Source organism: Mesorhizobium sp. M0618, assembly GCF_040320765.1.
Classification (GTDB): Bacteria; Pseudomonadota; Alphaproteobacteria; order Rhizobiales; family Rhizobiaceae; genus Mesorhizobium.
In genome coordinates this window covers 136,975-156,005 of sequence record NZ_JAMYQH010000012.1, presented here as the reverse complement: position 1 = coordinate 156,005, position 19,031 = coordinate 136,975, and the positions used below count along the sequence as shown (strand labels likewise).

Annotated in this window: 19 protein-coding genes; 11 read left to right on the top strand and 8 right to left on the bottom strand. The window is 62.0% G+C overall.

Going from position 1 to position 19,031, the window contains the following annotated elements; genetic code table 11:
* Window positions 1-652 precede the first annotated feature (652 nt).
* The 6 genes from NKJ04_RS15325 to NKJ04_RS15300 all read right to left on the bottom strand — a co-directional run bounded on the left by NKJ04_RS15325 (window position 653) and on the right by NKJ04_RS15300 (window position 5,935).
* Window positions 653-859 (bottom strand): hypothetical protein, encoded by a 207-nt coding sequence (locus tag NKJ04_RS15325; RefSeq protein ID WP_352676084.1) that lies wholly within the window; start codon window positions 857-859, stop codon window positions 653-655.
* 113 nt (window positions 860-972) lie between these two features.
* Window positions 973-1,566 carry a DJ-1/PfpI family protein gene (locus NKJ04_RS15320; RefSeq protein ID WP_352676082.1) on the bottom strand — a complete coding sequence of 198 codons (594 nt, stop codon included), beginning with the start codon at window positions 1,564-1,566 and terminating at the stop codon, window positions 973-975.
* 72 nt (window positions 1,567-1,638) lie between these two features.
* The gene (locus tag NKJ04_RS15315) at window positions 1,639-2,589 is read right to left on the bottom strand and encodes a substrate-binding domain-containing protein (protein ID WP_023808960.1); all 951 of its coding nucleotides are present in this window, start codon (window positions 2,587-2,589) and stop codon (window positions 1,639-1,641) included.
* Between the two features lie 54 nt (window positions 2,590-2,643).
* Window positions 2,644-3,633: an ABC transporter permease gene (locus tag NKJ04_RS15310; protein WP_352676106.1), complete on the bottom strand. Its 990-nt coding sequence runs from the start codon at window positions 3,631-3,633 to the stop codon at window positions 2,644-2,646.
* Entirely contained in the window at window positions 3,630-5,222 is a 1,593-nt protein-coding gene (locus tag NKJ04_RS15305; protein WP_352676080.1) for a sugar ABC transporter ATP-binding protein, read from the bottom strand. The genes NKJ04_RS15310 and NKJ04_RS15305 overlap by 4 nt, the downstream gene beginning before the upstream one ends.
* 11 nt (window positions 5,223-5,233) lie before the next feature.
* A complete protein-coding gene (locus NKJ04_RS15300) occupies window positions 5,234-5,935 on the bottom strand; it encodes a GntR family transcriptional regulator (protein WP_352553532.1) in 702 nt (233 codons plus the stop codon).
* Window positions 5,936-6,112: 177 nt separating this feature from the next.
* Between NKJ04_RS15300 and NKJ04_RS15295 the strand changes: the two genes are divergently transcribed.
* From NKJ04_RS15295 to NKJ04_RS15285, 3 genes are read left to right on the top strand one after another with little or no spacing between them, the layout of a single operon-like run.
* Window positions 6,113-7,339 carry an iron-containing alcohol dehydrogenase gene (locus NKJ04_RS15295; RefSeq protein ID WP_352553534.1) on the top strand — a complete coding sequence of 409 codons (1,227 nt, stop codon included), beginning with the start codon at window positions 6,113-6,115 and terminating at the stop codon, window positions 7,337-7,339.
* Between the two features lie 16 nt (window positions 7,340-7,355).
* Window positions 7,356-8,837, top strand: coding sequence for an NAD-dependent succinate-semialdehyde dehydrogenase (locus NKJ04_RS15290; protein ID WP_292694426.1), 1,482 nt, complete (start codon window positions 7,356-7,358; stop codon window positions 8,835-8,837).
* A gap of 10 nt (window positions 8,838-8,847) precedes the next feature.
* The gene (locus NKJ04_RS15285; protein ID WP_352676104.1) at window positions 8,848-9,672 is read left to right on the top strand and encodes an alpha/beta hydrolase; all 825 of its coding nucleotides are present in this window, start codon (window positions 8,848-8,850) and stop codon (window positions 9,670-9,672) included.
* A 403-nt stretch (window positions 9,673-10,075) separates the two neighbouring features.
* Here the strand turns inward: NKJ04_RS15285 and NKJ04_RS15280 are convergent, their stop codons facing one another.
* Window positions 10,076-11,572, bottom strand: a complete 1,497-nt coding sequence (locus tag NKJ04_RS15280) for an aldehyde dehydrogenase family protein (RefSeq protein ID WP_352440673.1) — start codon at window positions 11,570-11,572, stop codon at window positions 10,076-10,078.
* Window positions 11,573-11,892: 320 nt separating this feature from the next.
* Here NKJ04_RS15280 and NKJ04_RS15275 point away from each other — a divergent pair, with 320 nt between their 5' ends.
* On the top strand, window positions 11,893-12,027 hold the full coding sequence (locus NKJ04_RS15275) for a hypothetical protein (RefSeq protein WP_281040467.1): 135 nt from the start codon (window positions 11,893-11,895) through the stop codon (window positions 12,025-12,027).
* Here NKJ04_RS15275 and NKJ04_RS15270 read toward each other — a convergent pair.
* Window positions 12,024-12,929 (bottom strand): LysR family transcriptional regulator, encoded by a 906-nt coding sequence (locus tag NKJ04_RS15270; protein WP_127294331.1) that lies wholly within the window; start codon window positions 12,927-12,929, stop codon window positions 12,024-12,026. The two genes, NKJ04_RS15275 and NKJ04_RS15270, sit on opposite strands and share 4 nt — an antisense overlap.
* 135 nt (window positions 12,930-13,064) lie before the next feature.
* On the opposite strand from NKJ04_RS15270, the gene NKJ04_RS15265 reads away from it, so the two are divergent.
* The 7 genes from NKJ04_RS15265 (at window position 13,065) to NKJ04_RS15235 (ending at window position 19,031) form a co-directional block, all read left to right on the top strand.
* On the top strand, window positions 13,065-13,787 hold the full coding sequence (locus tag NKJ04_RS15265) for a LamB/YcsF family protein (RefSeq protein WP_127255327.1): 723 nt from the start codon (window positions 13,065-13,067) through the stop codon (window positions 13,785-13,787).
* Between the two features lie 66 nt (window positions 13,788-13,853).
* On the top strand, window positions 13,854-14,087 hold the full coding sequence (locus tag NKJ04_RS15260) for an acetyl-CoA carboxylase (protein ID WP_013533152.1): 234 nt from the start codon (window positions 13,854-13,856) through the stop codon (window positions 14,085-14,087).
* Entirely contained in the window at window positions 14,087-15,451 is a 1,365-nt protein-coding gene (locus NKJ04_RS15255) for an acetyl-CoA carboxylase biotin carboxylase subunit (protein WP_352676078.1), read from the top strand. The genes NKJ04_RS15260 and NKJ04_RS15255 overlap by 1 nt, the downstream gene beginning before the upstream one ends.
* A 10-nt stretch (window positions 15,452-15,461) precedes the next feature.
* The gene (locus NKJ04_RS15250) at window positions 15,462-16,337 is read left to right on the top strand and encodes a 5-oxoprolinase subunit B family protein (protein WP_352676077.1); all 876 of its coding nucleotides are present in this window, start codon (window positions 15,462-15,464) and stop codon (window positions 16,335-16,337) included.
* Window positions 16,327-17,298: a 5-oxoprolinase subunit C family protein gene (locus tag NKJ04_RS15245; RefSeq protein ID WP_352676076.1), complete on the top strand. Its 972-nt coding sequence runs from the start codon at window positions 16,327-16,329 to the stop codon at window positions 17,296-17,298. The genes NKJ04_RS15250 and NKJ04_RS15245 overlap by 11 nt, the downstream gene beginning before the upstream one ends.
* Before the next feature lie 249 nt (window positions 17,299-17,547).
* The gene (locus tag NKJ04_RS15240; RefSeq protein ID WP_023808980.1) at window positions 17,548-18,300 is read left to right on the top strand and encodes an ABC transporter ATP-binding protein; all 753 of its coding nucleotides are present in this window, start codon (window positions 17,548-17,550) and stop codon (window positions 18,298-18,300) included.
* Window positions 18,297-19,031, top strand: a complete 735-nt coding sequence (locus NKJ04_RS15235; RefSeq protein ID WP_023808981.1) for an ABC transporter ATP-binding protein — start codon at window positions 18,297-18,299, stop codon at window positions 19,029-19,031. The genes NKJ04_RS15240 and NKJ04_RS15235 overlap by 4 nt, the downstream gene beginning before the upstream one ends.

Here is a 19,031-nt window from a genome sequence, read left to right as displayed (position 1 = left end):
ATGGCCGGCTCAATTGCGTGTAGCTGGAGGCATGAACTCCAACCGCAGGGAACGGATTTCGTTCCATGCAACAGGCAACACTACCGCCGGCAATCAGCGGTCAGACTGCCCCTGGCAGGACCATGGCCTAGCCGCTGAATGACTTGGTCAGGACTGAGCTATGCTTTGGCGGAGGTAGACCCTCGCGCTGCGCCGCATACTTCTGGAACAGTGCAATCTTGTCGGGATAAGTAATCCGGATTTCGCTGTGACACCCCTCGCAGCGATATTTGGATGCAACCTGAAACCAGCGCCCGGGTTTCAGCAAAGCCAATCCGCAACGCGGGCATTTGAATGTCATTTCAAGAGGGCATAGATTCTGACACAGCGGCATTTCGCAGATTCCATAAGAGATATCTAATGTTAGGCAACGGCAGCCGGCCGGAATCGTTCCTAGACGCCGTTCTTTTCGTCAGGCCGATGACCAACCCGGACGCTAGGAGATTATTGGGTTATCCGCGATGCCCAGATTCACTGGCGCGGCCTGAACTCAAGCGCACCCCGATTTATTGGCGGCGTCGCGCCGTTGCAGCTGTTGACTTGGGCCAGCAACTTGAAATCTGAACGAGCAAGCCCGGAGCGCCTCACTGCGTGGGCGCCGATCGAACGACCGTCAGAAAGGTTTTACGAGAACTTGTTCATCGCGTCCTCGTACCGAGCGTGATGGCCTCGGGGCGACGACGGGCCGCACGGTCGACGACACGACCTCTAATCCGGACGCTGAAACAACGCCGCGCGCCAGCATGTCGAACAGCACTGCCGCGATCAGTGAAACAAGAAGGATGAAAAGCGGCGTAACCAGGCGGCGATCCTTGAGCATCTCGCCTATATCGTTGTGCTCGGGAGCCGCGATCCCGACCGAATTTATGGATATGGAGGCGCTGTTGAAAGCAACCGACGCATCCCTTGGCGAAATGCGTCGGTTCCAGAAGCTTATGCGTGGCGGATTTCCGTCCCCAGCACCTTCAAACATTCGCGGATGAACGCAGCAAGCGCCGTCCAGCCTTTGGCAGAAACCATTGTCCCGTCCACATAGGCCTCGGTCGGCGACAGGTCGATATAGGTGCCACCCGCCAGTGTCACCTCAGGCTCGCAGGCGCCGAGTGCTGCGACCTTCTTGCCACGCACCACGCCTTCAACAGCGATCAGGATCTGCACACCGTGGCAGATGGTGAAGATCGGCTTCTTGGCCTCGTGGAAATGGCGCACGATCGCCTGCACGCGCTTGTCGGTGCGGATGTATTCCGGGCCGCGGCCGCCCGCGCAGTAGACGGCATGATATTGATCGAGCTGCCTCTCGGCTTCCGAGAAAGTCTTGTTGATTAGCGCATAGTGGCCGAGCTTTTCGGTGTAGGTCTGGTCGCCCTCGAAGTCGTGCAGCGAGGTCTTGATCAGATCTCCGGCGTTCTTGTCTGGGCATACCACGTGGATGGTGTGACCGACGGCTTCCATCGCTTGCTGGTAGACAAAGATTTCGTATTCTTCGGTGAACTCACCGGTCAGCATCAGTATCTTCTTGCCTGGCATGGCTCTTCCTCTCAGTGTTTGAGCTAGGCAAGGCGCAGACCGCGCCCTGCCTTTCGGTGAAATCGGATAGGGTTAGAATGGCGAGTCGGGGAAATAGTATTCCTTGGCGTTGGCTTGGGTGATCAACGGCGCGTCGAGCTTGACGGTGCCACGGACGGGTGCCTGGCCGATCAGGTTGGCGACGGTCATGTAGATCGCGGTCTTGATCATCGACGGTGGATATGGCGTCTCGACCGGCGTCATGGCGTCGCCGTCGATCACCTTCTTGACGATGTCCTTCATGCCGTTGCCACCGAGCGCCAGCTTGATATCGGTCCGGCCCGATTGCTTGACCGCTTCGAGCACGCCAAGCAGCATGTCGTCGTCATTGGCCCAGACCGCATCGATATGCGGGTACTTGGCCAAATAGTCCTGCATCAGCTTGAAGGCCTCGTCGCTGTTCCAATGCGCGTACTGGATGTCGAGAACTTTCAGGTTCGTACCCTTGATCGTGTCCTGGAAGCCCTTGATGCGCTCGTCGTCGATGACGGTCGGAATGCCGCGCAGCACAACGACGTCGCCCTTGCCGCCGAGCTTATCGATCATGAACTTGGCTGTGTTGGTGCCAACCGCGATATTGTCGCCGGCGAGGTAAAGATCCTGGACGGAGGCGTCAGTCAGACCGCGATCGACGACGGTGATGAACGTGCCCATGTCCTTGATAGCCTTGACCGGCTGAGTCAGCTCTTCCGAGCTGTAAGGCAGGATCACCAAAGCATCCAGCTTGCGGCTGGCCGACAGGTCCTCAAGCGCGCTGACCTGCTCCGCCGCGGACGGCGACGTCTTCACGACCACTTCGACGTTCGGGAACGCGGCGTTGATTTCCTTGGCCGCTGCTTGTGCGTGATAGACGATGCCCGCCGTCCAACCGTGGTCGGCTGCCGGTATTGACACCGCGATGACCTTCTTGTCTTGCGCCATGGCCTGGCCGGCCAGCAGCAGCGCGCCAAGTGTCGCCGCCGCAATCCATTTTCTACTGAACATTGTCTTCTCCCTTGGACCTATAAGAACGTTGATCCGCGTGGTCCGGACGCGGCGCTATTTCGAATTCGAAAACCGCTGGATGAGCATGGCGATGATGATGATGACGCCCTGAACAGCGGCAACGAGGTATTCGGAGACGAAGTCCGACAGCACCATGAGGTTGGCGATGAGCTCCAGGATAACGGCTCCGGCGACCGTCCCCCACACATGGCCCTTGCCGCCGCGCAGCGCGGTGCCGCCAATCACCACGGCTGTGATGACCTGCAGTTCCCAAAGCTGTCCGGTCGTCGGCGTCGCGGCGCCCAGGCGCGGCACGTAGCAGATCGCGGCAATGGCCACGCAGACACCCTGGACGATATAGGCGACGGTCCGTGTCCTGATCACCGAGATGCCGGAATAGCGGGCGACATCCTCATTGGCGCCGACCGCCGCGCATTTACGGCCGTATTTCATTTTGTACAGGATGAAGGATGCGACCGCGGCGACGGCGACGGATATGAGGATTGGAACCGGGATGCCGGCAACCGTGCCGAAATAGACAGGCCGGTAGGCCTCGCGCAGCGACCGGTCGATCGGTATCGTGCCGCCGTCGGTCAGATAGGTTATCAGCGCCCGGAAAATCCCCATCGTGCCCAGCGTGGCGATAAACGGTTCGATCCTGCCGACCGTGACGACGAGGCCGTTGGCAAGCCCGCACAGCAGGCCGACCAGGATCGCCACCGCCATGCCGGCGGGAATAGCCCAGATACCGGCATGCGGCGCCACCGTGTTCATGAACATGATGGTGATGCCGGTGATGAAGGCGGCCATCGAGCCGACGGAAAGATCGAGCCCGCCGGACGAGATCACAAATGTCGCGCCGACCGCGATAATGGCGATGAAGGCGCTGCGGGTGATGACGTTGGCGAGATTGGTGGCGGACAGGAAATCGGGGTTGATGAGGTAACCCACGACCAGGAGGGCCGCCAGCGCAAGGAAGGGCCCGATGTCGGTCCAACTGACATTGAGATCCAGGGGGCGACGCCTGGGTGCGGATTCGGTCATGACAGCCATTCTGTGCCTCCCTTGGCTTTTGGCCCTGGCTTGGGGCCACTGGTCGCCAGTACCGCCACGTTGCTTTCGGTCATTTCGGCGCCGCTGACCTCGCCGGTGATGCGGCCTTCGCGCATCACCAGGATGCGGTCGCAGATGCCGATCAGTTCCTGCATCTCCGAAGAGATGACGATGCAGGCCTTGCCCTTGGCCACAAGCTCCTGGATGAAGGCATAGATCTGCGCCTTGTTGGCGATGTCGATGCCACGCGTGGGCTCGTCGATAATGACCACCGAAGGATCGGTCAGCAGCACCTTCGCCAGCAGCAGCTTCTGCTGATTGCCCCCGGAAAGCTGGCCCGCTTTGGCGCCGAGACTCTTCAGCCTGATGTCATATGCCTCCACGGCCTGTTCCAAGGCCTCCGCTTCGCGGCGCCGACCCATCGAGAGGCCCCGATGGAACACACCGAGCGCCGACAGCGTCAGGTTAGGCGCCAGGCGCTCCTGCAGCAGCAGTCCCTTGCCCTTGCGATCCTCGGTCAGGTAACCGACGCCGGCGTCGATCGCCGCGCGCGGCGATTGGAAATGGATCGACTTGCCCTCAAGTTCGACCTTGGCGGCCGCCGGGCGCAGGCCGATAATGCCCTCGAAGAGTTCGGTTCGACCTGCGCCGACCATGCCGGCGAACCCGAGGATCTCGCCTTTGTGGACCGTGAACGACACGTCCTCCGCATAGCCGGGAACGGAGGCGTTCCTCACGCTCAGCATCGGTACATCCGAAGGCGCTGAGGTCCTTTCAGGATAGAGTGCGGCCAGTTCGCGACCGACCATCATCCGCGCCATATCCATCTGGCTCAGCGTCTTGCCGGGATAGGTGCCGACCATCTTGCCGTCGCGCAGAACGGTCACTTTGTCGGCGACCCGTTGCACCTCGTCCAACCGGTGGCTGATATACAGCACGGCGGTGCCGTGAGCCTTCAGTCGCAGGACGATCTCCAGAAGGCGCTCGACCTCGCCACCGGTCAGAACGGCGGTCGGCTCGTCGAAGATAACCAATTTATAGTCGCCAAGCAGAGCACGAGCGATCTGCACCATCTGCCGGTCTGCCAGCGAGACGTCTCGCACCAGTGCCCTTGGCGAGACCGCGCAGCCGATCTGCGCCAGTTTGTCGGCCGCCAGCCGGCGCATGGTGCGGTCATCCACGACATGGCCGCGCGAAAGCTCTCGCCCGAGAAACAGATTATCGGTGACCGTGAGCCCCTCGGCGAGCAGGATCTCCTGATGGACCAAGGCGATACCGGCATCCTGTGCCTGGCTGGGCTTGGCAAATTTCACCGCGTGTCCGTTCATCGACAATGTGCCATGGCTTGGCTCGACATAGCCGGACAGCAGCCGCATCAACGTCGACTTGCCGGCACCGTTCTCGCCAATGATGGCGTGGACCTCACCGGGCAGGATGTCCAAAGTGACGTCCGACAACACCGTCACCGGGCCGTATTGCTTGGACAATTGCTGGGCGCGCAGCACCGGTTCGAGCGAACCATGCGCATTGCTGGACAACGTGCTCCCGCCCTCCCCGGCGATATTAGCGGCAATGGACATCCGTTCCGACCTCAATCGAATGCCGGGAGCAGGCGATCGCGCGAGTGCTCTATATGGATGCGCATCGCCTTTGCGGCGGCATCGGGATCGGCAGAGCCGAACGCGGCAAGAATCGCCTCATGTTCGTCAAGTGCCTCCTCGGTCACACGTGCATGAAACATCAGGCGGAAGATGTGGAAGTGCGTGTGCTGGTGGCCCAACGTCTCTCGGATGAGTTCGTTTTGAGAAAACTCCAAGATCTTGTCGTGGAAGATCGCATCCTGCCTGGCGAAGTTCGAATAGCGTACGCGATCATCCTTGCCGTCGCGGCGTGACATCACGCCGGCGGCTTCGAGCAACACATTGAACTTGGCCTCGTCCATCATTACGGCGGCCTTTGCGGCGCCATGCGGTTCGAGCAGCAGACGCATTTCGTACAATTCGTCGAAACGGCGCCGGGTGATCTGGGGTGCAGCACGATAACCGATCAAATGCGTCTTGAGGACGAGGCCTTCGCCTTCGAGCCGGCCAAGGGCTTCGCGGATCGGCGTGTGCGAGACGTTGAATTCCTTGACCAGGCTATCGACTGTAATACGTGAGCCTGGCGGGATTTTCAGCGCCATCAACTGCGCGAAGATGGCTTCATAGACATCTTCGACGAGACTGTTGGCGCGCTGGATGCGACCAACTCCAATGGTGGCGTCGCTTGGGTCGGCTAAGTTTGCGGTGTGCATATTTTGCCTCTTGACAGTCAGGACTGCTAACACGATGGTTCCGTCGATGCAATCCTATATCCTATACGATTTTAAAGCGGATATGTTTTAGGGGCGAGAGACACGCGCTTAGACCGTCCGATCCCAAGCCCAGTTCAATGCCTCCGTTTCCAGTCAGCCGCCGTCAAAGGACCGATCATGACCCTCTTCGCCGCCCTGCGGTTGCCGCGTGAAATCCTGTTCGGGAAAGGGCAGCGCCATGTGCTGCCGACGGTCGCCGCCCGGTTCGGCCAACGTGCGCTGGTCTGCACCGATGAGCGTTTCGCGGGCACAACGGTATTCGTCGACATCATCAAGTCCCTTCAATCAGCCTCGATCGAAGTCCTTGTGCATGACCGCGTTCTGCCCGACGTGCCACGCGACACGGTCGGCATCTGTGTCGAGGAAGCCAAGGGGTTCAGGCCGGACATGGTGATCGGCATCGGCGGCGGCAGCTGTCTCGATTTCGCCAAATGCGCCACGCTGCTTCTCAGCCATGGCGGCAAGCTCCAGGACTATTACGGGGAGTTCAAGGTGCCGGGTCCGACACTGCCGCTGATCGCCGTACCCACCACGGCCGGCACCGGCTCCGAGGTGACGCCGGTCGCGGTGATTTCCGACCCGGACCGGACGCTCAAGGTCGGCATATCGAGCCCTCACCTTATCGCTGCAGTCGCCCTGTGCGACCCCGAACTGACAATGACCTGCCCCCCTGGCCTGACCGCGATCGCTGGCGCTGACGCTTTGACCCATGCGATCGAGGCCTTCACCGCCATGCGGCGCGGTGAAGACCCCAATCTGCCGCAACAGCATGTCTTCATCGGCAAGACTGCCCTGACCGACCATTTCGCGTTGCTCGCGATAAAACTGCTTGGCCGGAGTCTGGAGAAAGCCTGCAGCGACGGCACCGATGTCGACGCGCGTGCCGATGTCATGATGGGCGCTCTGGCAGCGGGCTGCGCATTCGGCACCGCCGGAACGGCGGCGGCGCATGCCGTGCAATATCCGGCAGGCGCCCTCACCCACACCGCCCATGGTTTGGGCGTGGCGACAATGATGCCTTACGTGATGACCTATAACAGCCGCGTCGCCGCTGACGAGATGGCAGAGATCGGCGCGGCACTTGGCTTGGAAACGAAGGCGAGAACCACCGCCCAGATGGCAGCCGCCACAATCGAGGAGATCAGGCGATTGTTCGCGGCGATCGGCATTACGCCAACACTGGCGGATCTAGGCCTCCCCGCCGACAAGCTTGACTGGACCGCTGAGCAAGCGCTCGGCATCGACCGCCTGATCAAGAACAATCCGCGTGCCTTCGATCTCGGCACGATGCGACGCCTCGTCCAGGCTGCCCATGATGGCGACATCGCCGCCTGCGTTATGTGAAGAACGGAACAAAGCGATGAATTTGAACGCTCAGCAGCTCGACCAGGATGGCTATGACGTGCGCGGTTTTTCGCACGGACTCTACATCGACGGCACTTGGCGACCGTCCTCCGACGGTCGGCTCATCGATGTCGTCGATCCCTCCTCCGGGGCGGTGATCGCGGCGGTTCCCGATGCGACAGTCGAGGACGCCACCGCCGCCGTCGAGGCCGCGGCCAAAGCAGCTAAGGGATGGCGGGAGACGGCGCCGCGCAAACGCTCGGAAATCCTTCGGCGCTGTTTTGAGCTCATGGTCGAACGCTCCGAAACGCTCGCCATGCTGATCTCGCTGGAGAATGGCAAGGCGTTGCGCGACGCGCGCGGCGAAGTGGCGTACGCCGCCGAGTTCTTCCGCTGGAATGCCGAAGAGGCGGTCCGGATTACCGGTGAATTCGGCACTGCGCCATCCGGCACCAACCGGATCGTGGTCGATTATGAGCCGATCGGAATCTGCGTGCTGATCACACCGTGGAATTTTCCGGCCGCGATGGCGACCCGCAAGATCGCGCCGGCGCTGGCGGCAGGCTGCACTGTCGTCCTGAAGCCGGCCAGTGAAACACCGCTGACGGCCTATGCGCTGGCGGCACTCTACAGCGAAGCCGGCGTGCCTGCCGGCGTCGTCAACGTGCTGACCACGACCAGTCCCGGGCCGCTGACTTCCGCCATGCTCGCCGATCCACGCGTCAGGAAACTGTCCTTCACGGGGTCGACGGGTGTCGGCCGAACCTTGCTCGGCGAGGCTTCAAAGCATGTCATTTCCTGTTCGATGGAACTCGGCGGCAATGCCCCGTTTGTCGTCTTCGACGATGCCGATCTCGACGCCGCCCTCGACGGCGCGATGATCGCCAAGATGCGCAACGCCGGCGAGGCCTGCACCGCCGCCAATCGCCTCTATGTGCAATCGGGAATCTATGATGCTTTTGCCGACGGGCTCCGCAAGCGCATGGCGGCACTTAAGGTGGGAGCAGGCCCGAATGCAGACACAGAATGCGGGCCGATGATCACCAGAAAGGCTGTCGACAAGATCGACCGCTTGGTCAAGGACGCCGTGGGCCGGGGAGCCAAGGTGCTTTGCGGCGGGGCGATTTCGGAGGAAGAAGGATTCTTCTATCCGCCCACAGTGCTGTCCGATGTGCCGCCCGATGCGGAGATGGCGCACGAGGAGATTTTCGGCCCGGTGGCACCCATCACACGCTTCGACACCGAGGCCGAGGCGATCGCACATGCTAACAACACGGAATATGGTCTGGCCGCTTATATATACACACGCGATATTGGACGCGGCATGCGGGTGGCGTCGGGGATCGAGGCCGGCATGATCGGTCTCAACCGGGGACTGATGTCGGATCCGGCCGCACCATTCGGAGGCGTCAAGCAGAGTGGCCTTGGCCGCGAAGGCGGCCAGCACCACGGCATCGCCGAGTTCATGGAGGCTAAATATATTGCCGTCACCTTCTGAACCGGCAGTCATGTCAAAAGACCCTTTCCGCACCCGCGACCATGTGGCCGATTTTGACTATATCGTGGCCGACATAGTGACTCGCAGCGCGGAAACCCGGGCGAACCTGCCGATGTCGGCTGATATCGCCTATGGCGAGGGCGAGGCCGAAAGGTTGGACCTGTTCTTTCCGCCCGGCGAGCGCAGGGATCTTCCCGTGCACATCTTCATCCATGGTGGCTACTGGCGCATGTTCTCCAGAAGCGACTATTCTTATGTAGCGAACACAGTCACCAAAGCTGGGGCGATCGCGGTCATCGTCGACTATGCGCTGATGCCTGAAGTCAGGATGGCGGCAATCGTCGACCAGATCCGGCGTGCCAAACAATGGGTGCTGGACAATATAGCCGCCCATGGCGGTGACCCTGCCCGGCTAAGCGTAAGTGGTCATTCGGCGGGCGCGCACCTGGCCACATTCCTGTTCGAAAAGACGCCAATGCCATCGCGCATACGTGCGGCGCTGCTGCTAGGCGGCCTTTACGACCTCAAGCCCCTTCAGACGTCCTTCCTCCAGCCGCTAATCGGAATCACCGATGAGGAGGCAACTGCCTTCACCCCGATGACGCGGTGGCATGACCCGGAGACGGCAGCGACCATTCTCGTCGGAGATCAGGAAACGTCACCTTTTCACCAGCAGGCCGCCGACTTCGGAAAGCGCTTGCGCGCGCAGGGGCAACTTGTCTGCGACCTCCGCCTGAATGACCGAAACCACATGAACAGCGTGCGTGATCTGGGCATCAGCGGCACACAATCTGGCGATTGCCTGATGGCGATGATCGAGGGAAACGGCCTATAGGACGGAAGCTGGGGAAAGTAGAGCCGCTTGACTGCCGGGCCAGACACTCCCGTCACTCAAGAAAGTACCGTCACGGGATCGCGGCAGCTACCGGCATCGGGCTGAGCTTTGCGGCAGGTGAAATCCGGCAGAGGACACAACCGACGATTCCTCATCGTCTTTCTCCACACTGCATGCGAGTGGTGCCGATCGACCATCGCGACGCCCACCGCTCCGTCGGCATCATCACCGCGGGGCTATGTGCACCAGTCCTTCTCCGAACAGCTGATGAACCTCATCCGCACCAATTTGCGAACTGGCAAACTGAGCATCGCGCCTTCGGACAGGCACCTTGCACGAGCGCCGAGAATGGTGCGGGACGCCGTCATTCGCAGGCCGGCCTCACCTGAATATCAGCGCACGCTCAGTCGGTCTGGATCCAGATCGACTTGGTCTCCAGATATTCATGCAGATGTTCGATGCCGCCCTCGCGGCCGTAGCCGGACATCTTCATGCCGCCGAACGGCACCGCCGGGTCGATGGCGTGGTACATGTTGACCCACACCGAGCCGGCCTTGATGCGGCGGGCGAGCTTGTGGGCGGTGCCCAGATGACTGGTGAAAATGCCGGCGGCCAGGCCGTAGGGCGTCGCATTGGCCCGCGCAACGGCTTCGTCGAGCGTGTCGAACGGCATCGCCGAAATCACCGGACCGAAGATTTCTTCACGCGCGATGGTCATCTTGTCCGACACCGCGCCGAAGACAGTCGGCGCGATGAAATTGCCGCCGTCGTAGATCTCGCCGGTCAGTCGCGAGCCGCCCGCTATCAGTTCCGCGCCTTCGTCGCGGCCGGCCTTGATATAGCCCACCACCTTGCCGGCCTGCCTGGCATTGATGAGCGGGCCGATTTCGGTTTCCGCCTCGATGCCATGGCCGATGCGAAGCCTGCCGGCAAACTCGGCTACCCGGCGCACGAATTCGTCATGGATCTCGCGCGCCACGAACAGCCGCGATCCGGCGATGCAGATCTGGCCCGAATGCACGAACACCGCCATCGCGGCGACAGGAACCGCCTTGTCGATGTCGGCATCACGGCAGACGATGATCGGCGATTTGCCGCCGAGTTCCAGGGAAACGCGCTTGAGGTTGATCACGCCCGCCCGCGCGATGGCCTGGCCGGTCAGCGTCGAGCCGGTGAAGACGATCTTGTTGACGTCGGGATGTTTAGCGAGCCACGCACCGGCCTCCGCCCCGGTGCCGGTGACGACGTTGACGACGCCGTCGGGAACGCCGGCTTCCTGCATCAGCCTGGCGATCAGCAACGGCGTCAACGAGGCATCCTCCGAGGGCTTCAGCACGATGGTGCAGCCGGTGGCGAGCGCCGGCGCGATCTTCCAGATCGAAGCGGCGGTCGGAGCGTTCCAGGGGATGATCGCGCCGACAACGCCCACCGGCTCGCGCCTTGTGAAGCTGACGATCTCGCCCGGGATCGAATTGTCTATGGATTCGCCATGCAGCGCGGTCGCCATGCCCGCATAGAAGCGCAGCATGCCGATGACGCGCCGCCGGTTGGCGAGCGTGCGCGTGATCGGCAGTCCCATGTCGAGAGTGTCCGAAACGCTGAGCTCTTCCCAATGGGTCTCGAAGAGATCGGCGATGCGCAGAAGCACGCACTGCCGCTCATAGGGCGAAAATTTTGACCATGGCCCTTCGAAAGCCGTGCGCGCAGCGGCCACCGCCGCATCGACGTCGGCCGCCGAGCCACGCGGCACGGTGGCCAGCACTTCGCCAGTCGCCGGGTTGAGCGCCTGCATCTCCTGGCCGGACCGTGCCGGAACCCACTTGCCGCCGACGAACATCGGCCGGAATTCGCCGTGGTAGAGCGCCGTGGCCTTCGCCCGCGGGTCGAAATTCAGCGTCATCCCTTCCTCCTCACAATTCCGTGGCGACTATGCCTCCCACGCCGGTCGACCTCAAACAAAGAAAGCTAAAAGGGCGTTCAGATAATCGGACTGTGCAATGTACGCGACTTCCCCGATGGTGCCGGCAATGGAGGAGCAGATATGAGACTTGCTGGCAAGGTCGCCATCGGCGGCAGACCTGGCCCGCTCGGCCTTTGGCGGTCTCGACATACTGGTCAACAATGCCGGCGTGGCCCAGCCGCCCTGGCGCTCGAGACGATGGACGAAGAGATGTCCGACCGGATCGCCAACGGCGGCGTCTCGCCTCGCCCGAATTTGACTTGGTGCAATGCTTCAAGGGCTGGGCGATTGCCGCCACCCGGGCCATGGCCGTGGAACTCGCACCGTTCGGCATCCGCGTCGTCGCCACCATTCCAAGCCTGTGCCATAGCGCCTGCCTGACGGCAGGCGGTTAGCCGCCGCCGCCCATGGTCACGGACATGAAGGCCCGGAAGGCCGCCGCTGCCGGTTCGATTGATCTGTCACGCGACCAGGCCAGGCCGACATCCATAGTGGGGATGGGCTCGACAAGCCCGCGCACTTCGATGCGCTGCCCCTCCAAGGACCAGGGGCGGTAAACCATGTCGGACAGGACAGTGACCCCCATGCCGGCAGCCACGAGCGACCGCACGGCCTCGACCGAACTGGTGGTAAGGACGGCGCGGAGCGAAAGCCCCGCGGCATCCCAGTAACGGGCGGCCGTCGTACGTGCCTCGTCAACCGTCAGCATGACATAATCTTCCGCCGCCACATCGGTGAGGCTGATTTCCTGTCGCGCGAGCAGGTGATGATCAGCCGAAAGCCAGAGCCGGCGGTTGGACCGCATCAAGACCTCCTGCGCCAACTCCTTGGTGTGCTCCAGGTTCGACACCAGCATCACGGCCATGTCGATGTCCCCGCACATCAACCCGCTTTCGAGAGCGTCTCGGGGCAGTTCCAGCACCTCGACCTCGATCTCGGGATAGGTCTTTCGAAACCGGGCGTAGTGGCGCGACATGTAGTAGCCGACGACCGTGTAGGTCATGCCCAGCCGCAGCTTGCCCGCCAGGCCTTTCCTATCGCGCAACGGGCTTCGGACGGCGGCAGCGACGGCCCCGGTGATAACCCGCGCATGTTCAAGAAACCGCGCGCCCTCCATCGTCAATCTTACGCCAGCGTGGTTACGCTCCAAAAGCCGTACGCCCAGGTCAGCCTCAAGCGTCTTTATCGCCGCAGTGACCGCCGATTGCGAGATGTTGAGTTCCACCGCAGCATGACTGACCTGTCCGCTCTCGGCGGTCGCGATAAAATAATCAAGCTGTTTCAAGGTGATGGTCATGGTGCGCTCCGGCCCAGAACCATTATCTGTTTTTTTGATATGACAATCAATAAACTACTATTTCACAAACGCCTTCGCATGCGCAAAAAATGCTGCAACGCCGCAAAGACGGCAGCTTCGAGGGGTAACAATGCGATGGCGGTGACGCTAAACTGCGACATGGGCGAAAGCTTTGGCCTCTACAAGGTTGGCGATGATATGGGCATGATGCCCATCATCGACGTTGCCAATGTCGCCTGTGGTTTCCACGCTTCTGATCCGGATCACATGCACGCCGCCGTCCGCAGCGCCAAGGCGAGTGGCGTCAAGATCGGCGCCCATCCAGGCTTGCCCGACATTCAGGGTTTCGGCCGGCGCGAGATGCGGATGACCCGCGAAGAAGTCAGGAACACCATCATTTACCAGGTGGGAGCGCTTGCCGGCTTCCTCAAGGCCGAAGGTGTGGAACTCCACCACATCAAGCCGCATGGCAGCCTTTACTTCATGGCCATGCAGCAGGAGGCAATCGCCCATGGCGTGTGTGACGCCGCAGAGGTTTTCGGCGTACCCCTCTTCGGCATGACGGGCACCCTGCATGAGAAGATTTATCAAGAGCGCGGTATCCCATTCGTCGCCGAGTTCTATGCCGATCTCGACTACGATGCCTCCGGCAAGCTGATCTTGACACGCGTTCATGACGCCAAGGACCCCGCAGAGATGGCCGAGCGGTGCGTACGCGCCATCAGGGAGGGCGAGGGCACGGCAGAGGACGGCAGTTTCTTCCCCGTACGCTGCGAAACCATCTGCGTGCATTCCGATACGCCGAACGCCATCGAAATAGCCAGAGCCGTGCGCACCGCAATCGCCCCCTGGCACTGAACTCGACCGAACCCGCCCGCGCGGGCGGTTCCAAATTAGTCTGTCCGCAGTTTTCCGGAGCTTTTTATGGCCCAGATTCTTTCGCCTCTTCCCGGCACTTTTTATCGGAGCGCTTCGCCAGACCAGCCGCCCTACAAGGCGGATGGCGACGCGGTTTCCGCCGGAGACGTAATCGGTCTCATCGAAGTGATGAAGTCGTTCCACGAAGTGAGGGCCGAGACGGCCGGTACGAACATCCGCTTCATTGCCGACAATGAAGACCCCATCATGGCCGGCGCACCTATTGCGGATCTCGACTGATGCTGAAAAAGCTTCTGGTTGCCAACCGGGGCGAGATAGCGGTCAGGATCATCCGGGCCGCGCAAGATTTGGGGATCACCACCGTGGCGGTGTATTCGGCCGCAGACGCCGAGTCGCTCCACGTCCAGCTTGCGGACGAAGCGGTCAACATCGGCCCACCAGCAGCAAAGAAGTCCTATCTCAATGTCGAAGCAATTCTGAAGGCTGCCCGCGACACCGGTTGCGACAGCGTTCATCCAGGCTATGGGTTCCTTGCCGAGAATGCCGCGTTTTCCGACGCGGTCACAGGCGCTGGATTGGTCTTCGTCGGCCCGTCGGGAGATGCGATCCGGATGATGGGAGACAAGGTCTCGGCGCGATCCGCCGCCGCCGCTGCAGGTGTCCCTGTGGTGCCTGGCTCGGCTGGCCGGGTCGAGGGCCTCAAGGCTGGCCACGAGGTGCTGACCGCAACCGGTTTTCCGGTGATGATCAAGGCGGCGGCAGGCGGCGGCGGGCGGGGCATCCGCATCGCCAACTCGCTCGCCGAGTTCGAGCAAGCCTTTCCTCAAGCCGAAGCAGAAGCCCTCGCCGCCTTTGGCGACGGTGGCCTCTACATGGAAAAGGTGATCGGCAAGGCCCGCCATATCGAGGTGCAGGTGCTGGCGGACGGAAGCGATGCCATCCACTGCTACGAGCGGGAGTGCTCGCTGCAGCGGCGACGCCAGAAGGTTTGGGAGGAGGCGCCGTCGCGCGCACTTTCAGACAGGCTGCGCGAGGAGCTCTGCGCTTCGGCGGTCGCTTTGGCCAAGGCGGTCAAATACTCTGGTGCCGGCACGGTAGAGTATCTTTATGACGATGAAGCAGACCGCTTTTACTTCATCGAGATGAACACCCGTATCCAGGTCGAGCACCCGGTCACCGAAGCGATCACCGGCATCGACCTCGTTGCGGAGATGCTTCGCATCGCCGGCGGCGAGAAGCTGCGGTTCAGGCAAGGCGATGTCTCCGTCAAGGGGCATGCGATCGAAGTCCGGCTCAATGCCGAAGACCCGGCGAAGGAGTTCGCTCCCTTCCCGGGGCAGGTGGCCGAGCTTCGCATTCCCGGCGGTCCGGGCGTACGCTTCGATTCGATGCTCTACCAAGGCTATCAGGTGCCGCCCTTTTATGACTCGCTGCTTGCCAAGCTGATCGTGCATGCAGAGACGCGCGAGGCGGCGATAGTGCGCCTGATCCGCGCGCTCAACGAGTTGAAACTCGGCGGGCTCAAGACCACCAAGCCGCTGTTTCTTGCGCTGGCCGCCGATCCGGCGGTGCGGGCGGGAGACGTGCATACCCGCTGGCTGGAAGGCTGGCTCATCGAAAACGCCGCAGCATTGGCGGGTTAAGGAGGGACCGATGTCGATACGATTCAACTTCGGCGGTGACGAACATATCTTCGGCGAGGTGTCCGAAGAAATGTCGCTCACCTCCTTCTTTACCGGCCTTTCGATGACCAACGCGGTGCGTACGGCAGGCATCCGAGGTGTCACCGAGATCTGCCCAGCCAACGCCAGCTTCCAGATTCGCTTCAACCCCGACATCGTCAAGCCGCAGGATTTGCTCCGCGAACTGAAGTCGATGGAAGAGGCGGCCTCGAAGGCGGACCCGGAGCTGAAGACCCGGATCATCGAACTGCCGGTTTATTTCCAGGATCCATGGACGCGTGAAACCTGCCTGCGCTTCCGCGAGCGCCATCAGGACCCCTCCTCCACCGATCTTGAATATTCGGCACGCATCAACGGCTATGCCACGGTGGAAGAGTTTATCGCGGCCTATTCCGGCCAGCCCTGGTTCGTATCGATGGTCGGCTTCGTCGCCGGACTGCCCTTCCTGTACCAGATGGTTGAGCGCAAGAAACAGATTCAGGCGCCGAAATACTTGCGTCCACGCACCGACACTCCCAAGCTCACCATTGGCCATGGCGGCTGCTTCGCAGCGATCTATTCAGTACGCGGCGCTGGCGGCTACCAGATGTATGGCATAACCCCGGCCCCGATCTACGACCCGACCAGGAAGGTGCGCTACCTCTCCGATGACATGTGCCTGTTCAAGCCAGGCGACATCGTCAAGTTCAAGGCCATTGGTCGCGATGACTACGACGCCACGCTGGAGGAAATCGAAGCCAATCGGTGGCAGCCGACGGTTCGCGAGTGCACCTTCAGCCTGAAGGACTTCAACAGCGATATTTACGGCACCAATGCAAAGCTGATGGAGCTTATCAATGGCCGTTAAGGTAATCTCTCCCGGCCTCTCCTCTTCCGTGCAGGACCTTGGCCGACCAGGCCACTATCATGTCGGCATTCCCGAAGGCGGCGGCATGGACCGCTTTGCCACACGCATCGCAAACCTGCTTGTCGGCAACGATCCGGGTGCCGCGGTGCTCGAAGCCACCTTCATGGGCCCCGAACTCGAATTCACCCAATCCGCGGTCGTCGCCGTCACGGGTGGAGAGCTCCCACCCAAACTCAATGGCGAGGAACGGCCTACCTGGGAAAGTTTTCCGGTGAAGGCCGGTGACCGGCTTTCCTTCGGCTTCCTCAAGGGCGGCGCGCGCGCTTATCTGGCCGTCTCCGGCGGCATCGACGTACCCGTGGTTCTCGGTTCGCGCTCGACTTACATTCTGGGCGCACTCGGCGGCCATCAGGGCCGCACGCTGAAGGCGGGTGATGAGCTTCCCCTCGGCGAAGGTTCCGGCAAAGCCGGTCTTTCACTGCCTGCAAATCTGCGCCGCGCGGGCAATAGTCCGGCGGAACTCAGAATGCTTCCCGGCATGTACTGGCATCGGATCACCGAGGCTGCCGGCAATCGGTTCTTTGAGGAAACCTGGAAGGTCGCGCCCGAAGCCGACCGCATCGGCTATCGCTTCCGGGGCGGGACGCCACTGGAGTTCGTCGAGCGCGAGCAGCCTTTCGGTGCGGGCTCCGACCCCTCGAACATCGTCGATGCCTGCTATCCCTACGGATCCGTCCAGGTGCCGAGTGGCACGGAGCCGATCGTTCTTCACCGGGACGCGGTTTCGGGTGGCGGGTACATGATGCTGGGCGTGGTGATATCGGCCGACATGGACCTTATCGCCCAACTCCAGCCGCACACCCCGGCGCGCTTCGTTCCGGTGACGCTGGAAGACGCGCTTGCCGCGCGAACCGAACAGCGCGCCGCGCTGGCGCGTGCTGAAGGACATCTGGCCGGCTGACGTCAGCCGGAAAAATGCCGGCGGAGGAGCCGGTGGCGAGGAGATCGGCCGGCCAAAACCGACCGTGCGTGGCGGAAGACAAAATCCGGTGCGCGAAACGACAAGACGACGCCGGGCAACGGCGTGAATTTGGCATCCGAGCAGTCCGCTAGAGACCGCCGGAACCGACAGGGGAAGACATTTGCAACGTGACTGGCCGCAAGGCCGGATGCTTCGCGCCTTTCCGTCGGTAGAAAGAAGGAAAGGGTCATGAGTCATCTGAGCGCGGAGAACGTCTCGGTATCGTTTGCGGGGCTGAAGGCCCTGTCATCGGTAGACCTCCAAATTACGCCCGGCCGCATTAGTGGCCTCATCGGCCCGAATGGCGCTGGCAAGACCACGCTCGTCAACGTGCTGACCGGCTTCCAGGCACCGACGGAAGGCACCATCAAGCTCGACGGCGCAGCACTCACGGGTCTCAAGCCGCATCAGGTCCGGCGGCGCGGCATCGCCCGCACCTTCCAGGGTGGGCGGCTCTTCCGCGACTTGCCTGTGCTGGACAATTTGGAGGTAACCGGCGTTGGCCTGGGAATGAGCCGGCGCGCTGCCATCGCCGAAGCGGAAGCGATGCTCGACTGGATAGGCATCGGTGCGCTGAGCACCCGCATCGCCGGAACGTTGCCATATACGGACGAGCGCCGCGTCGCCATTGGCCGCGCCCTGATGGGACGGCCCGCATACATCCTGCTCGACGAGCCCGCGGCTGGCATGAGCGCACTGGAGGCGCGGGAGCTTTCGGCCCTGATAAGACACATCGCCGCCGATCTCGGCTGTGGTGTCCTGCTCATCGAGCACAATGTCGGGCTGGTGCTCGGCCTCTGCCAGCATATCGTCGTGCTCGATTCCGGAGCGATCATCGAGGAAGGCCCGCCTGCCGCGATCCGCGACAGCGAGAAGGTGCGCCACGCCTATATGGGCACTGCCGCGAACACCGACCTGCCTGTGCTGGAGGCGATGGAATGAGCCTGCTCGCCCTTTCCGATATCACTATTCGCTATAGCCGTCTCACGGCGGTCCGAAATGTCTCCTTCTCCATGGCCGAGGGAGAAATCCTGTTCATCACCGGCCCGAACGGAGCCGGGAAGTCTTCGCTGCTGCGCGCGATCGCCGGTGTTACGCCGGTGGCGGGCGGCCGGATCGACCTTGCAGGTCATGAGATCACCGGCCAGGCGCCGGAAAACATCGCCCGGCTCGGATTCTCCATGGTGCCGGAGGGGCGCGATGTCTTCGGCTCGCTGACGACCGAAGAGAACCTCCTGGTCGGAACCGGCATGCACGCCCGCGAACGCGGCTGGCGCAGCCGAGCGGCCGACGAACTCGAAGCCGTCTACGCAACCTTCCCGATGCTGAAAGAGAGGCGGCACGGGCAGGCGGGATTGCTGTCCGGCGGGCAGCAGCAAATGCTGGTCATCGGACGCGCGCTGATGACCAATCCGCGGCTTGTAGCCATTGACGAGCCTTCGCTGGGCCTCGCCCCCAACATCAACGACCAGGTCTACGAGCGGCTGATCGCGCTGCGTGCGCAGCGCCAGCTCACGCTCCTGATCGTTGAGCAGAGCTCGGCCCGAGCGATGATGGTGGGCGGGAGGATGATCCTGATGCGTGGCGGACAGATCGTGCTCGATGGCGACGCGCGGACGCTCGGCAACGGCGAGGCGATCCAGGCTGCCTATTTCGGCTACGAGGACAATTGA

What these genes read in the sequence shown, in the direction of transcription:
- NKJ04_RS15325 (WP_352676084.1), bottom strand. Translation starts at nt 859, where the DNA reads ATGCTCAAGGATCGCCGCCTGGTTACGCCGCTTTTCATCCTTCTTGTT.
- NKJ04_RS15320 (WP_352676082.1), bottom strand. Translation starts at nt 1,566, where the DNA reads ATGCCAGGCAAGAAGATACTGATGCTGACCGGTGAGTTCACCGAAGAA.
- NKJ04_RS15315 (WP_023808960.1), bottom strand. Translation starts at nt 2,589, where the DNA reads ATGTTCAGTAGAAAATGGATTGCGGCGGCGACACTTGGCGCGCTGCTG.
- NKJ04_RS15310 (WP_352676106.1), bottom strand. Translation starts at nt 3,633, where the DNA reads ATGACCGAATCCGCACCCAGGCGTCGCCCCCTGGATCTCAATGTCAGT.
- NKJ04_RS15305 (WP_352676080.1), bottom strand. Translation starts at nt 5,222, where the DNA reads ATGTCCATTGCCGCTAATATCGCCGGGGAGGGCGGGAGCACGTTGTCC.
- NKJ04_RS15300 (WP_352553532.1), bottom strand. Translation starts at nt 5,935, where the DNA reads ATGCACACCGCAAACTTAGCCGACCCAAGCGACGCCACCATTGGAGTT.
- NKJ04_RS15295 (WP_352553534.1), top strand. Translation starts at nt 6,113, where the DNA reads ATGACCCTCTTCGCCGCCCTGCGGTTGCCGCGTGAAATCCTGTTCGGG.
- NKJ04_RS15290 (WP_292694426.1), top strand. Translation starts at nt 7,356, where the DNA reads ATGAATTTGAACGCTCAGCAGCTCGACCAGGATGGCTATGACGTGCGC.
- NKJ04_RS15285 (WP_352676104.1), top strand. Translation starts at nt 8,848, where the DNA reads ATGTCAAAAGACCCTTTCCGCACCCGCGACCATGTGGCCGATTTTGAC.
- NKJ04_RS15280 (WP_352440673.1), bottom strand. Translation starts at nt 11,572, where the DNA reads ATGACGCTGAATTTCGACCCGCGGGCGAAGGCCACGGCGCTCTACCAC.
- NKJ04_RS15270 (WP_127294331.1), bottom strand. Translation starts at nt 12,929, where the DNA reads ATGACCATCACCTTGAAACAGCTTGATTATTTTATCGCGACCGCCGAG.
- NKJ04_RS15265 (WP_127255327.1), top strand. Translation starts at nt 13,065, where the DNA reads ATGGCGGTGACGCTAAACTGCGACATGGGCGAAAGCTTTGGCCTCTAC.
- NKJ04_RS15260 (WP_013533152.1), top strand. Translation starts at nt 13,854, where the DNA reads ATGGCCCAGATTCTTTCGCCTCTTCCCGGCACTTTTTATCGGAGCGCT.
- NKJ04_RS15255 (WP_352676078.1), top strand. Translation starts at nt 14,087, where the DNA reads ATGCTGAAAAAGCTTCTGGTTGCCAACCGGGGCGAGATAGCGGTCAGG.
- NKJ04_RS15250 (WP_352676077.1), top strand. Translation starts at nt 15,462, where the DNA reads ATGTCGATACGATTCAACTTCGGCGGTGACGAACATATCTTCGGCGAG.
- NKJ04_RS15245 (WP_352676076.1), top strand. Translation starts at nt 16,327, where the DNA reads ATGGCCGTTAAGGTAATCTCTCCCGGCCTCTCCTCTTCCGTGCAGGAC.
- NKJ04_RS15240 (WP_023808980.1), top strand. Translation starts at nt 17,548, where the DNA reads ATGAGTCATCTGAGCGCGGAGAACGTCTCGGTATCGTTTGCGGGGCTG.
- NKJ04_RS15235 (WP_023808981.1), top strand. Translation starts at nt 18,297, where the DNA reads ATGAGCCTGCTCGCCCTTTCCGATATCACTATTCGCTATAGCCGTCTC.